The organism is Pseudomonas sp. NPDC087598 (assembly GCF_044743525.1).
Classification (GTDB): domain Bacteria; phylum Pseudomonadota; class Gammaproteobacteria; order Pseudomonadales; family Pseudomonadaceae; genus Aquipseudomonas.
Genome location: NZ_JBIUWQ010000025.1, coordinates 49,254 through 65,418 on the forward strand (window position 1 = coordinate 49,254; position 16,165 = coordinate 65,418).

The 16,165-nt window shown below is 63.1% G+C and carries 2 protein-coding genes (1 of these 2 running past the window's edge); both read left to right on the forward strand.

All coding sequences use genetic code 11. From position 1 onward, the window contains the following. Entirely contained in the window at positions 1 to 13,056 is a 13,056-nt protein-coding gene (locus ACIOWE_RS15640) for an amino acid adenylation domain-containing protein (RefSeq protein ID WP_401392961.1), read from the forward strand. Then, positions 13,053 to 16,165 carry the start of a non-ribosomal peptide synthase/polyketide synthase gene (locus tag ACIOWE_RS15645; protein ID WP_401392964.1) on the forward strand. 14,737 nt of this gene lie beyond the right edge of the window, so 3,113 of the gene's 17,850 nt are visible here — the first part of the coding sequence; the start codon lies at positions 13,053 to 13,055; its stop codon lies off the right edge, out of view. Before ACIOWE_RS15640 ends, ACIOWE_RS15645 begins: the two co-directional genes overlap by 4 nt.

Sequence of the window (16,165 nt, forward strand, 5' to 3'; positions counted from 1 at the left end):
ATGCATTTCAGCGAACTGATGGCTGTTATTTCGACCCATGCGATCCGCCTTCAACAGGAAGATGAAGACCTGGTCATTCTGGGCAGCGACGACGCGCTGGATGACGCGTTGTGGGACAGCCTCGCCGAACACAAGTCGCAGCTGTTGGAACTGGTCACCAGCCATGGCGGCGACTGGTTGAGCCCGGCTTTTCGCATCACCCCGGACATGCTGCCGCTGGTGCAACTGGATCAACCGACCATCGACCGCATCATTGGCGATGTGCCGGGTGGTGCCGCCAACCTGCAAGACATCTATCCGCTGGCGCCGTTGCAGGAAGGCATGCTCTATCTGCATTTGTCCGCTGCGGCAGGCGATCCTTATGTGTCGCAGGCGCGCTTCGCCTTCGATAGTCGCGAACGTCTGGACGCCTTCGCGCTGGCATTGCAATGGATGGTCGAACGTCACGACATCTTGCGCACCTCGTTCATCTGGGAGCGGCTCGACGAACCCTTGCAAGTGGTGCAACGCCATGCGCCGCTGTTCTGCGAAGAAGTCGAGCTCGACGCCGACGGTGACGTACTGACGCAGTTGCTGGAACGTCATGACCCACGGTTTTTCCGTCTCGATGTGCAGCAGGCACCGTTGCTGCGTCTGGTGTACGCCGCCGATCCGGACAATGATCGCGTGGTTGCGTTGTTGCTGTTCCACCACTTGATCATGGACCACGTCGCCCTCGACGTGGTGCGCCGCGAAACCCGGGCATACCTTCTTGGACACGCGGAGCAGGTCGGCCCGGCCGTGCCGTATCGCGATCACCTGGCCAAGGCACGCCTGGGCCTGAACGAGCAGGCCCAGACAGCGTTTTTCCGCGAGATGCTCGCCGACATCGATGCGCCGACTTTGCCCTGCGGCTTGCAGGATGTGCAGGGCGACGGTCGAGGTATCGAAGAGTCGTCGCTGCTGCTCGACAGCACATTGAGCCGGCAACTGCGCACGCAGGCCAGGCAGCTCGGTGTTAGCGTCGCAAGCCTGCTGCATCTGGCGATGGCGCGAGTGCTCGGCCAGTTGTCCGGGCGTACGGCGGTGGTGTTTGGCACTGTGCTGCTGGGACGCATGGAGGCGGGCGAGGGAGGCGAACAGGCGTTGGGGATGTTCATCAATACGCTGCCGCTGCGGGTGGATGTCGGTCAGGAAGGCGCGCGCGCCGCCGTCTTGACGACGCATCGGCGTTTGACCGCGTTGCTCGCGCATGAGCAGGCCTCGCTGGCCCTGGCTCAGCGATGCAGTGCTGTTGCGGTGCCGACGCCGCTGTTCAGTGCGATCCTCAACTATCGCCACAGCAGCGCCGAAGAAGTCGCCGAGGTCAGCGAGCTGGCAACCGGCGTGCAAGTATTGGGCGCCCGTGAGCGCACCAACTATCCGTTGACCGTCAACATCGATGACCTCGGCGAAGACTTGCGTATGACCGCACTGGCTGATGTCGCTCTCGGAGCCGAACGCATCACACGCTACCTGAACACCGCGCTGCACAGCCTGGTACAGACGCTGCAATCAACGCCAAATGCGCCGCTGCACAACCTCGACATCTTGCCGCCGCAGGAGCGCGAATACCTGCTGCACGGAGTCAATTCGCCGTTGCCACGCTTCCCCGAAACGCCGCTGATTCACCAGCAGTTCGAAACCCATGCGCAGGCGCGGCCAGACGCTACAGCACTGATGTTCGAGGGGCGCACCGTCAGCTATGGCGAGCTCAATCGCCGCGCCAATCAGGTTGCGCATCAACTCCTGGCGCGCGGCATTCGTCCCGATGACCGGGTGGCAATCTGCGTCGAACGCGGACCGCAGATGATCATCGGCCTGCTCGGTGTGCTCAAGGCTGGCGCGGGTTACGTGCCGATCGATCCGGCGTATCCGCTGGAGCGCATCGCCTACACCCTTGAAGACAGTGCCCCGGTGGCGCTGTTGATTCAGGCGCAAACCCTTGATCGAGTCGGTGCACCCGACATGCCGATCATCGACCTCGACAGTGCGCAGTTGCAGGCTGAACTGAGCAGTAATCCACAGATTCCCGAGCTGACCCCGAGTCATCTCGCCTATGTGATTTACACCTCTGGCTCCACCGGTCTGCCGAAAGGCGTGATGGTCGAGCATCGCAACGTGGTGCGGCTGTTCTCGGCGACTCATGACTGGTTCAACTTCAACCCCCGAGACGTCTCGGCGCTGTTCCATTCCTTCGCGTTCGATTTCTCGGTGTGGGAAATCTGGGGGGCGTTGGCATTTGGCGGGCAACTGTTGCTGGTGCCGCAGGCGGTCAGCCGTTCCCCGGACGACTGCTACGCATTGCTGTGCCGCAGCGGCGTGACCGTGCTCAACCAGACCCCGAGTGCATTCCGCCAACTGATCGCCGCACAGGGTCGCAGCCCGTTGCAGCACTCGCTGCGCGAAGTGATTTTCGGCGGCGAAGCCCTGGAGCCTGGCCTGCTCAAACCGTGGTATGCGCGGGTGGGTAATGCCGGCACGCGCCTGGTGAATATGTACGGCATCACCGAAACCACCGTGCACGTGACCTATCGCCCACTGGCGGCAGCCGATGCGCAACTGGTTGGCCGCAGCCCGATTGGCGTCGGCATTGCCGATTTGCAACTGTACGTGCTGGACACGCAACGCGAGCCGGTGCCGGCGGGCGTTGTCGGCGAGTTGTACGTGGGCGGTGCCGGGGTGGCCCGGGGTTACCTCAATCGCGAGGCACTGACCGCCGAGCGCTTTATTGCTGACCCGTTCAGTGGCCGTGCCGAAGCGCGCTTGTATAAGACTGGCGACCTCGCACGGTGGACGGCCGACGGCAGCCTCGAATACCTCGGACGCAATGACGATCAAGTGAAGATTCGCGGTTTCCGCATCGAACTCGGTGAAATCGAAGCGCGCCTGGCCGCCTGCGACGGCGTCCGCGAAGCCGTGGTCATTGCTCGTGAAGACGGCCCCGGCGACCAGCGTCTGGTGGCGTACTGGCTGGCGGCCGAAGGTGCTGAGCCCAGCGCCGCGCAACTGCGCGAACAACTGCTGGCGTCGCTGGCCGAGTACATGGTGCCGAGCGCTTTTGTGCGCCTCGATGCCTATCCACTGACGACCAACGGCAAGCTCGACCGCAAGGCGTTGCCGCAGCCCGACAGCGAAGCGTTTGCCCGTCGCGGTTTCGAAGCACCGGTCGGCGCCGTGGAGACGCTTATCGCCGACATCTGGCAGACCTTGCTCGGTGTCGAGCAGGTCGGCCGGCATGACAATTTCTTCGAGCTGGGTGGCCATTCGTTGCTGGCGGTCAAGCTGATCGAGCGCATGCGCCAACACGAATTGCATTGCGACGTGCGCGTGCTGTTCGGCCAGCCAAGTGTGGCAGCACTGGCGGCAACGCTGGGCGCAGCGCAAACCATCGTGGTGCCGGACAACCTGATCGAGCCTGGCTGCGCGCGCATCACCCCGCAGATGTTGCCGCTGGCCGCGCTGGATCAGGCAGGCATCGACCGTGTCATCGCAACGGTGCCCGGTGGTATCGCCAACGTGCAGGACATCTATGGCCTGGCACCGTTGCAGGCGGGGATTCTGTACCACCATCTGGCAACCCATGCCGGTGACCCGTATGTGTTGCAGGCGCAATTCGCCTTCGACGGTTTGCCGCAGATCAAAGCCTTCGTCCGCGCCATGAACGCGGTGATCGCCCGTCACGACATCCTGCGCACCAGCGTGGTCTGGGAGGGTCTGGAAGAACCGGTACAAGTGGTTTGGCGCCAGGCTCCGCTGGCGCTGGAGCGAGTCGATGCCGACCTGCTGGAAGGCGATGTACTGGAGCAGATGCAGGCCCGTTTCGATCCGCGACACTATCGACTGGATCTCAATCGTGCACCGATGATGCGTTTCGCCTACACCGAAGATGTGCCGCACCAGCGCTGGGTTGCCATCCTGCTGTTTCATCACATTGTGCTCGACCACACGGCACTGGAAATGCTGGTGGCCGAAATGGATGAGGCCATGCGCGAGCAATCGAGCGATCTGCCGGCTCCGGTGCAGTACCGTCAATACGTAGCACAGGCGCGGCTCGGCGCAGATGCTGACGCCCACGAAGCATTCTTTCGCGACATGCTTGGCGACATCGACGAACCCACCCTGGCCTTCGGGTTGCAGGATGTACACGGCGATGGCAGCACGATTGTCGACACCGAACAGGCGCTGGATGCCGGCGTTGCCGAGCGTCTGCGTGAACAGGCGCGCCGGCTCGGCATTAGTGTGGCGAGTCTGGTGCATCAGGCGTGGGGCCAGGTATTGGCGCAAATGTCGGGCCGCGATGAGGTGGTATTCGGCACGGTACTGCTGGGGCGGATGCAGGGCGGCGCGGGTGCTGATCGCGCGCTGGGCATGTTCATCAACACGTTGCCGTTGCGCGTCAGCGTGGGGCCAACCACGGTGCAAGAGGGCGTGCGTGCCACGCACGAACGTCTGGCGCAACTGCTCGGGCATGAACAGGCCTCGTTGGCGCAGGCCCAACGTTGCAGCGGTGTGTCCGGATCGCTGCCGCTGTTCAGCACTTTGCTCAATTTCCGCCACAGTGCGCCGCAATCCGCCGGCGTGGCGTGGGACGGTATTCAGATTCTTAGCTCCCGCGAACGCAGCAACTACCCGTTGGTCATCAACGTCGATGACCTCGGCGAGGGCTTTCGTCTGGGGGTGCAGGCATTGCCGCAAGTGGATGGCGCACGGGTCTGCGATTACCTGCACACCGCGTTGCACAATCTGGTGAAGGCGTTGGAGTCGCACCCGACCACGCCGTTGCAGCAGTTGTCGATCCTTTCGCCGAGCGAGCGGCAACGGGTGCTGGTCGGCTTCAACATTACCGGCCGGGATTACCCGCGTGAGCAAACCGTGCAGCGCCTGTTCGAAGCCCAGGCAGCGCTGCGTCCGCAGGCACTGGCGGCGATGCAGGACAGCCAGCAACTGAGCTATGAAGAACTGAACCGCCGCGCCAATCGTCTGGCTCACCACCTGATCGGACTCGGTGTGCAACCGGGGCACAGCGTGGCGACGTTGCTTGAGCGCTCGCTGGATCTGCTGGTCTGCATCCTCGCGATCAACAAGTGCGCGGCGGTGTACGTGCCGCTGGACATCAACGCCCCGGCCGAGCGTCAGGGCTTCATGGTGCAGGACAGCCGTGCGGTGCTGTTGCTGACGCAGAGCGACGCAGCCGTCGAATACTCGGCGCGACGTCTGGACCTCGACACGCTGTTACTGGGCGAGTATCCCGCGCACAACCCGAATCTGCCGCAGTCCGCAGAATCGCTGGCCTACATCATGTACACCTCGGGTTCCACCGGCGCGCCAAAAGGTGTACTGGTGCCGCATCGGGCAGTCACGCGATTGGTGATCAACAATGGCTACGCCGATTTCAATGCCGGCGACCGCATAGCGTTCGCCTCGAACCCTGCATTCGACGCCAGTACGCTGGAGGTCTGGGCGCCGCTGCTTAACGGCGGCGCGGTGGTGGTGATCGGGCAAGACCAAGTGCTGTCTCGCGAGAGCTTCCTCAACGTGTTGCTGACGCAGGCCGTCAACGTGCTGTGGTTGACCGCTGGCCTGTTCCACCAATACGCCGATGACTTGATGCCGGCGTTCCGTCGCCTGCGTTATCTGCTGGTCGGCGGCGACGTTCTCGATCCTGCGGTGATCGCCCGCGTGCTGCGTGATGGCGCACCGCAGCATCTGCTCAACGGCTATGGCCCGACCGAAGCCACGACATTCACCACCACCCATGAAATCCGCGCACTCGAAACCGGCAGCATTGCCATTGGCCGACCGATCGGCAACGCCCGCTGCTATGTGCTCGATGCCCGTCAACAACCGCTCCCGGTGGGCGCAGTCGGTGAGCTGTTCATCGGCGGTGCCGGGGTGGCGAAGGGGTATCTGAATCAGCCCCAAATGAGCGAAGAGAAATTTCTGGCCGACCCGTTTGCCGACGTGCCGGGTGCGCGGATGTACCGCACCGGTGATCTGGTTTGCTGGCTGGCCGACGGCACGTTGCAGTACCTGGGGCGCAATGACCAGCAAGTGAAAATTCGCGGCTATCGCATCGAACTGGGGGAGATCGAAACCCGCCTGTGTGCTTGCGCCGGGGTCCGCGATGTCGTGGTACTGCTGCGCGAAGACGTGCCGGGCGATAAGCGTCTGGTGGCGTGGTTCACCGCACAGGACACTGCTCATGTGCCTGCAATCAGCGAGTTGCACGCTCAATTGCAAGGGCAGTTGCCCGACTACATGCTGCCCTCGGCCTATGTGCGACTGGACGCATGGCCGCTGACGGCCAATGGCAAACTGGATCGCAAGGCGTTGCCGGCGCCCGATCAGGACGCGCTACTCAGCCGCGAGTTCGCGGCACCGCAGGGCGAGGTGGAAGTCGCTCTGGCGGGAATCTGGGCCGACCTGCTCAAGGTCGAGCGCATCGGTCGGTTTGACCACTTCTTTGAACTTGGCGGCCATTCGCTGATGGCGGTGAGCCTGATCGAGCGCATGCGTCAGCTCGGCCTCAGTGCCGATGTGCGCGTGCTGTTCAACCAGCCGACCCTCGCTGCATTGGCGGCGGCGGTGGGCAGCGGTCGCGAGATAGAGGTACCGGCCAACCTGATCCCGGCCGGATGCACGCACATTACTGCGGACATGCTGAGCCTGACTGAACTTGATCAGGCCAGTATCCAGCGCATCGTCGCCACGGTGCCGGGCGGCGCGGCCAACGTGCAGGACATTTATCCGCTGGCACCGTTGCAGGAAGGCATCCTCTATCACCACCTCAGCGCCGAACAGGGCGATCCGTACCTGCTGCAATCGCGCCTCGCATTCGACAGCCTTGAACGTTTGCACAACTTCGCTGACGCTTTGCAGCAGGTCATCGTCCGTCACGACATTCTGCGCACCAGCGTGGTCTGGGAAGGCCTGCCGAGCGCTCACCAGGTGGTGTGGCGTCAGGCGCAACTGGTGGTGCAAGCGGTGCCGCTGGACCCGGCGCATGGCGATATTCTCGAGCAGTTGCATCAGCGCTTCGACGCTCGACATCACCGCATCGACCTGACCCAGGCGCCGTTGCTGCGCATCGTTTATGCCGAGGACCCGGCGCAGCAACAAGTGGTGGCGATTGTGCTGTTCCAGCACTTGATCCTCGATCACACCGCCATGGACGTGGTCGGTCAGGAAATGCGCGCGATCATGTTCAACCAGGCGCACACCCTGACAACGCCGATGCCGTATCGCAACTATGTGGCGCAGGCGCGTCTGGGTGCTGACGAGCAAGCGCACGAGGTGTTTTTCCACGAGATGCTCAGCGATATCGATGAGCCGACATTGCCGTTCGGCTTGCAGGATGTGCAGGGCGATGGCAGCGATATAGAAGAAGCCCTGCAAGCGGTCGATGCCGATCTGAACGTGCGGTTGCGCGAGCAGGCCAGACAGTTGGGCGTCAGTCCGGCGAGCCTGATGCACCTGGCCTGGGCGCAGGTGCTGGGCGTGTTGTCGAATCGCCGCGATGTGGTATTCGGCACCGTGCTTATGGGACGTATGCAGGGCGGCGAGGGCGCGGATCGCACCCTTGGCGTGTTTATCAACACTTTGCCCTTGCGCGTGGATGTCAGCGAAGGCGTGCGCGCTGGCGTCAAGCGTACCCACGCCCGGCTGACTGCGCTGCTGGGCCATGAACATGCATCACTGGCGCTGGCCCAGCGTTGCAGCGCGGTGTCCGGCTCGACGCCGTTGTTCAGTGCATTGCTCAACTACCGCCACAGTGCCGCAGACTCCCAAGTACAAGCGGGGCAGGGGATTTGGGAGGGCGTACGGCACTTGGGCGGCGAAGAGCGCAGCAATTACCCGCTGACGCTGAGCGTTGATGATCTCGGCGAGGGTTTTGCCTTGGCGGTGCTGGCCGTAGGGCAGATCGGCGCGCAACGAATTTGCAGCTACATGCACACCGCGCTCGAACATCTGGCGACGGCGCTGGAACAGGCGCCGCAACGCCCGCTCAATCGTTTGCCGATTCTCTCGGTCGCGGAGTACGAGCACTTGCTGGTCGGTTTCAACCAGCATTCAGCAGCGTATCCACGTGGCGCGACGATCCATCGTTTGGTGGAAGCTCAGGCCGAGCAGCAGCCGGATGCTCTGGCGGTGGTTCAGGGCGCGCAGCAGTTGACCTACGCTCAGCTCAATCAGCGCGCCAATCGCCTCGCTCATCACTTGCTCGGCCTCGGCGTGCAGCCCGATGACCGCATTGCCGTGTGCCTGCGCCGCAGCCCGGACATGCTCGTGGCGTTGCTGGCGATTCTCAAGGCCGGGGCGGGTTATGTGCCGGTCGATCCGGCGTACCCGGCGCAGCGCATTGCTTATCTGTTGCAGGACAGCGATCCCGTGGCGGTGCTGGCGCAGGCTTCGACCCGAGAGCTGCTGGGGCGGATGCCGATAATTGATCTGGACAACCCCACCTGGCAACACCTGTCCGAGGCCAATCCGCAACTGCCGACCCTGACGCCCGCGCATCTGGCCTATGTGATCTACACCTCCGGCTCCACCGGTGAGCCGAAAGGCGTGATGGTCGAGCATGCGACGCTGGAAAACCTCGTGCACTGGCACTGCGAGGCCTTCGATCTACAGGCCGGCAGCCACACCGCGAGTGTCGCCGGTTTCGGTTTTGATGCGATGGCCTGGGAAGTCTGGCCGGCGCTGTGTGTGGGGGCGACTCTGCATCTGCCGCCGCAATCGGTGAGCAACGAGCACCTCGATGACTTGCTTGACTGGTGGCGCGCACAGCCGTTGCAGGTAAGTTTCCTGCCGACACCGGTGGCCGAATATGCCTTCAGTCGCGACCTTGGGCACCCGACTTTGCGCACGTTGTTGATCGGTGGCGACAAGTTGCGGCAGTTCCCTCGGAATCAGACCTTTGCGGTGATCAACAACTACGGCCCGACCGAGGCTACGGTGGTTGCAACGTCCGGCGCGGTCGAGGCCGGGCAGGTGCTGCACATCGGTCGACCGATGGCCAATGCCAAGGTGTATCTGCTCGACGAACAACAACGGCCGGTGCCGGTGGGCGTCGCAGGTGAATTGTTCGTTGGCGGTGCCGGCGTGGCGCGCGGTTATCTGAATCGGCCCGAGCTGAGCGCCGAACGCTTCCTCGAAGACCCGTTCAGCGACGAACCGCAGGCGCGCATGTACCGCACCGGCGATCTCGCCCGCTGGCTGGCCGACGGCAATATCGAATATCTGGGGCGTAACGACGATCAGGTCAAACTGCGTGGTGTGCGCATTGAACTGGGTGAAATCGAAGCGGCGTTGAGCAGCCACGATGCCGTGCAGGATTGCGTGGTGTTGGTGCGCGATGGGCAACTTCTGGCGTGGTTCACCGGACAGTTGGGCGTCGAGATCGAAGATCTGCGCAGTCATCTGCAAGCGCAGTTGCCGCCAGCGCTGGTTCCGGCAGCCTATGTGCGACTGGACAACCTGCCGCTGACCGCCAACGGCAAGCTCGACCGCAAGGCCTTGCCCGAGCCGGATCAGAACGCCTGGCTCAGCCGCGAGTACGAAGCGCCACAAGGCGTTGTCGAAGCGACGTTGGCGCAGATCTGGTCTGAGGTACTGCAGGTCGAACAGGTCGGCCGTCACGACAACTTCTTCGAACTGGGCGGGCATTCGCTGCTGGCGGTGACGCTGATCGAGCGCATGCGTCAGGCCGGTTTGAGCACCGACGTGCGCGCATTGTTCAGCCAGCCAACCCTGGCCGCGCTGGCCGCTGCGGTGGGCAGTGGCCGCGAGGTCGAAGTACCGGCCAATCTGATTCCGGACAATTGCGCGCACATCACCCCGGACATGTTGCCGCTGGTGCAACTGGATCAGGCCAGCATCGAGCGCATCGTCGCCACGGTGCCGGGCGGCGCGGCGAATGTGCAGGACATTTATCCGTTGGCGCCGTTGCAGGAAGGCATTCTTTATCACTACATCACCGCCGAGCGCGGCGATCCGTACCTGCTGCAATCGCGTCTGGCGTTCGACAGCCTTGAACGTCTGCAAGCCTATGCCGGCGCATTGCGCCAGGTCATGGCGCGTCATGACATCCTGCGTACCGGGGTGGTCTGGCAAGGGTTGGCCGCACCCGTGCAGGTGGTCTGGCGCGCTGCTGAACTGCCGGTGCAGGAAATCGCCTTCGACCCGGCTGCGGGCGATGTGCTGGCGCAGTTGCATGAGCGTTTCGACGCACGGCATTTCCGTCTGGACATCAGCCAGGCGCCATTGACGCGTCTGGTGTATGCGCAGGACCCGCTCAATGATCGCGTGGTGGCGATGCTGCTGTTCCATCACATCGTCATGGACCACACCGCGCTGGAGGTTGTGCAGCAGGAAATGCTGGCGATCCTTTTGGGGCATGGCGAGCCGCCAATGCCTGCGGTGCCTTACCGCAACTATGTGGCCCAGACGCGGTTGGGCATCAGCGAGCAGGAACACGAAGGGTTTTTCCGCGAGATGCTTGGCGCCATCGACGAGCCGACGCTGCCATTCGGTATGCTCGATGTGCGCGGTGACGGCAATGACATTGAAGAAGTCCGCCAAAGCGTGCCCGAGGCGTTGGCCATGCGCCTGCGCAGTCAGGCGCGGCAGTCAGGCGTGAGCGTTGCCAGCCTGTTCCATCTGGCGTGGGCACAAGTGCTGGCGGCGACTTCGGGTCAGGACCGCGTGGTGTTTGGCACTGTGCTGCTGGGGCGGATGCAGGGTGGCTCCGGCGCTGATCGTGGCTTGGGGATGTTCATCAATACCTTGCCGATACGCGTGGATGTGGGTGACACGCCAGTGCGTGCGGGCGTCAGGGCGACGCATGCGCAACTGACTGCATTGCTCGGCCACGAACATGCATCACTGGCGCTGGCCCAGCGTTGCAGTGGTGTGACCGCGTCATCGCCATTGTTCAGCGCCATGCTCAACTACCGCCACAGCGTCAGCGAACAACAGCAGCAAGCGACTCGCCTGACCTGGCAAGGCATCGACAGCCTCTCCAGCGAAGAGCGCACCAACTATCCATTGAGCCTCAACGTCGATGACCTCGGTCAGGGCTTTTACCTGACCGTCATGACCCCTTCGAACATCGGCGCAGCGCGGGTTTGCGGCTACATGCTGCGGGCCTTGTCGAGCCTCGCCGAGGCGTTGGAGCAAACACCGCAGGAGCCGTTGAACCGCCTGCCGGTGTTGCCGGAGACAGAGCGGCAGAAGTTGCTCGGCGAATTCAACGCCACCGAAGTCGATTACGATCTTCAGCAAACGCTGCATGGCCTGTTCGAGGCGCAGGTACAACGATCGCCGCAGGCACCAGCCGTGGCGACGGCTGCGCAACAGTTGAGCTATGCCGAGCTGAACGCCCGGGCCAATCAACTGGCGCGGCACCTGCGAGAGTTGGGGGTGCAAGCGGATTCGCGGGTGGCGATCTGCGTCGAACGCAGCCTCGAAATGGTGGTTGGCCTGTTGGCGATTCTCAAGGCGGGCGGCGGTTATGTACCGCTGGATCCTGCATATCCGTTGGAGCGTCTGGCCTACATGCTCAAGGACAGCGCGCCGGTGGCGGTGCTGGTGCAGGGTTCGACGCGTGCGTTGCTGGGCGAGGTTGATGTGCCGGTGATCGATTTCGATCAAGCGCACTGGCAATCGCAACCGACGGACAATCTGTCCGACGCTGGATCGACTCCACAACACAGCGCCTATGTGATCTACACCTCCGGCTCGACCGGCCAGCCGAAAGGCGTGGTCAACGAGCATGCCGGGGTGGTCAACCGTTTGCTGTGGATGCAGGACGCTTACCGTCTGACGGCAGCCGACTCGGTGTTGCAGAAGACCCCGTTCAGTTTCGACGTTTCGGTGTGGGAGTTCTTCTGGCCGTTGATGACCGGCGCGCGCCTGGTCATGGCCCAACCCGGCGGGCACAAGGATCCGCAATACCTTGCACAAGTGATTGAGGCCGAGAACATCACCACGCTGCACTTTGTGCCGTCGATGCTCGACGTGTTCCTCGCCAACAGCGACACCAATCGCAGCAGCGGTCTGCGGCAGGTGATGTGCAGCGGTGAAGCGTTGCCGGGCAGTCTGGTGCGACGTTTCAAACTGCAATTGCCGGGCAGCGAGTTGCACAACCTTTACGGCCCGACCGAAGCGGCCGTGGATGTCACTGCGTGGAGCTGCGCCGGGCCAATCGAGCAAACGCCGGACAACACCCCGATCGGCAAACCGATTGCCAACACCCGTATGTACATCCTCGACGCTCAGCAACAACCGGTGCCGCAAGGCGTGATCGGTGAGTTGTACATCGGTGGTGTGCAGGTCGCACGCGGCTACCTCAATCGCCCGGAACTGAATGCCGAACGCTTCCTTGACGATCCTTTCCGTCCCGACGGCCGGATGTACCGCACTGGCGACGTCGCCCGCTACCTGCCCGACGGCAATATCGAGTACCTGGGCCGTAACGACGATCAGGTGAAACTCCGCGGCCTGCGTATCGAGTTGGGTGAGATTCAGGCGCGTATGACCGCGATCGCTGGCGTGCAGGAAGCCGCCGTGCTGGCCCGTGAAGATCAGCCGGGGGACAAGCGTCTGGTCGCGTATTACACCGGCGAGCGTCTGGAAATCGACGTGCTGCGCAGTCATCTGCTTGAGCATCTGCCGGACTACATGGTGCCGATGCTGTTCGTGCACCTGGACGCGTTGCCGCTGAGCCCCAACGGCAAACTCGACCGCAAGGCCTTGCCGGCACCGGATCAGAGCGCGCTGAAAACCCGTGAATACGAAGCCCCGGTCGGCGAAGTCGAAATCATCCTCGCACGGCTTTGGGCCGAGCTGCTCAACGTCGAACGAGTCGGGCGTCACGACCATTTCTTTGAACTGGGTGGTCACTCATTACTGGCGGTCAGCCTCATCGGCCGGTTACGCCAGGAAGGCATGGAAGCTGATGTCAGGGCGCTGTTCGAACAGCCGACCTTGGCCGGCTACGCCGCAATTACGGAAAGAATGGAGATCGTCCTGTGAATGTGATCGAACTGTTGGCAACCCTGAAAAGCAAAGACATTCAGTTGGCGGTCAGCGACGACCAGTTGCGCGTAAACGGCAACAAGCAGGCCTTGAGCGATCCGGCATTACTGGCAGCGCTGCGTGAACACAAACCGGCGCTGATCGAACTGATCAACGCCGGGCAGTATTCGGCCACCAAGGCCGGCCAGATCGACGTGCCGGCCAATGGCATTCGCCCCGGCACCACGCACATCACACCGGAAATGCTGACCCTCGCCGACATTGATCAAGCGACCATTGACCGCTTGATCGCCGACGTCCCCGGCGGCGCGGCTAATGTGCAGGACATCTATCCACTGGCGCCGTTGCAGGAAGGCATTCTCTATCACCACGTGAGTAACGAGCAGGGCGATCCGTACGTCATGCAGTCGTACTTTGCGTTCAGCAATCGTCAGCGGTTACAGGCGTTTGCTCAGGCCTTGCAAACGGTGATCGATCGCCACGACATCTTGCGCACGGCGGTGCATTGGGAAGGCCTGGATACGCCGCTGCAAGTGGTCTGGCGCGAGGTGCAACTGCCCGTGGAAGAGGTGCTGCTCGACAGCGAAGGCGATACCTTGCAGCAACTGCACGAACGCTTTGACGCACGGCATTTCCGTCTCGACGTCACCCGTGCACCGCTGATGCGTCTGGCCTACGCCTGGGATCAGGCCGGGCAGCGAGTGGTCGCGACGTTGCTGTTCCATCACATGGCGCTGGACCACTCGGCACTCGACGTGGTGCGTCACGAGTTGCACGCCTGCCTCACCGGTCAGCAACAATCGCTTGGCCGGCCGGTGCCGTTTCGCAACTATGTGGCGCAAGCGCGGCTAGGCATCTCGGAAGCCGAACATGAGGCGTTTTTCCGCGACATGCTCGGTGATATCAGCGAGCCGACGCTGCCTTATGGATTGCACGATGTGCAGGGCGACGGGCTGGGTATTGCCGAACTGAGCCTGCCGATCAACCCGCTGCTCGGCCAGCGTCTGCGGGCGCAGGCGCGGCAGCTCGGGGTGAGTGCCGCGAGCCTGTTCCATCTCGGTTGGGCGCAGGTGCTGGCGGCACTGACCGGCAAGCCCAACGTGGTGTTCGGCACCGTGTTGATGGGCCGTATGCAAGGTGCCGAAGCCACCGAGCGCGCACTGGGGATTTTCATCAATACCTTGCCGCTGCGGGTCGATGTCGATGCGCAGGGCGTGCGTGCTGCGGTGGATGCAACGCACCAACGCCTGACCACGTTGATGCGCCACGAACACGCGCCGCTGGCGTTGGCGCAACGTTGCAGCGGCGTGGCCGCACCCACGCCGTTGTTCAGCGCCTTGCTCAATTACCGCCACAGCCACACGGCGGCGACGGCGAGTGCCGAGACCCTCGCCGCGTGGGCGGGCATCAGCACCCTCAGCTCCGAAGAGCGCACCAACTACCCGCTGACCCTGAGCGTCGATGATTTCGGCGATGCGTTCAGTCTGACTTTGCTGGCGACCACTGAGGTCGAACCGCAGCGCATCTGCGAGTACCTGCACTGCGCGCTGGAAAGTCTGGTGCTGGCGCTTGAGCAGGCGCCGGACACCGCGCTCAACCAATTGCCGATTCTACCGGCGGCCGAGCGTGAGCAAGTGTTGCTGGCGTTCAATGCCACCCACGCCGATTTCCCGGCAACGCTGACTATCGCGCAACGTTTCGAGGCGCAAGTCGCGCAGCGGCCGGAAGCCGTGGCGGCGGCTTTTCTCGGTGAGCAATTGAGCTATGCCGAACTCAATCGGCAGGCCAATGCACTGGCCCATCAGTTGATTGAACTCGGGGTGAAACCTGACGATCGTGTGGCCATCGTCGCCCGGCGTGGCCTCGATACGCTGGTCGGGCTGGTGGCGATTCTCAAGGCCGGCGCCGGTTACGTGCCGATTGACCCGGCGCATCCGGCAGATCGTCTGCACTACTTGCTGAGTGACAGCGCCCCGGTTGCTATCCTCACCCAGAGCATTTTGCGCGAGCGCTTGCCAGCGCTGCATGTGCCGGTAATCGACCTCGATCAGCGCAGCTGGCCGCTGAGCGTGACCGCTGATCCGCAGGTGCCGGGCCTGACCAGCGCGCACCTGGCGTATGTGATCTACACCTCCGGGTCCACCGGGTTGCCGAAAGGCGTGATGGTCGAACACCGCACGTTGTCGAATCTGGTCGACTGGCATTGCACAGCGTTTGATCTGTGCGCCGGTCGTCACACATCAAGCCTTGCCGGGTTCGGGTTTGACGCCATGGCCTGGGAAGTCTGGCCGGCGTTGTGTGCCGGCGCGACCCTGCATCTGGCGCCGACTCACGAAGGCAGCGAAGACATCGACGCGCTGCTCGACTGGTGGCGCGTGCAGCCGCTGGACGTGAGTTTCCTGCCGACGCCAGTGGCCGAATATGCCTTCAGCCAGAACCTTGAACACCCGACCTTGCGCACCCTGCTGATTGGTGGCGACCGCTTGCGGCAGTTCAACCGCAACCAGCAGTTCGACGTGATCAACAACTACGGCCCGACCGAAGCCACGGTGGTCGCGACCTCTGGGCGGATCGAGGCGGGTGAGGCGCTGCACATCGGCAAACCGGTGGCCAACGCCACGGTGTATCTGCTCGATGAGCAGCAGCGCCCGGTGCCGATTGGCGTCATGGGCGAGTTGTACGTCGGTGGCGCGGGTGTTGCGCGAGGCTATCTGAACCGCGCCGATCTGACTGCCGAGCGCTTCCTCGATGATCCCTTCAGCAGCGCGGCGAATGCGCGCATGTATCGCACCGGTGACCTCGCACGTTGGCGGGCCGACGGCACGATTGACTACCTGGGTCGCAATGACGATCAGGTGAAAATCCGTGGCGTGCGCATCGAACTTGGCGAAATCGAAACTCGCCTCAACCAGTTGCCCGGCATCCAGGAAGCGGTGCTGCTGGCACGCGAAGACGAACCCGGCCAGCCGCGGCTGGTCGCCTATTTCACCGAGCAAGCGCAGGTCGAACCGCTGGCGGTGGCCGAGTTGCGTGCGCACCTGTTGACGCAGTTGCCGGACTACATGGTGCCAGTAGCCTTCGTCAAACTCGACGCGCTGCCACTGAC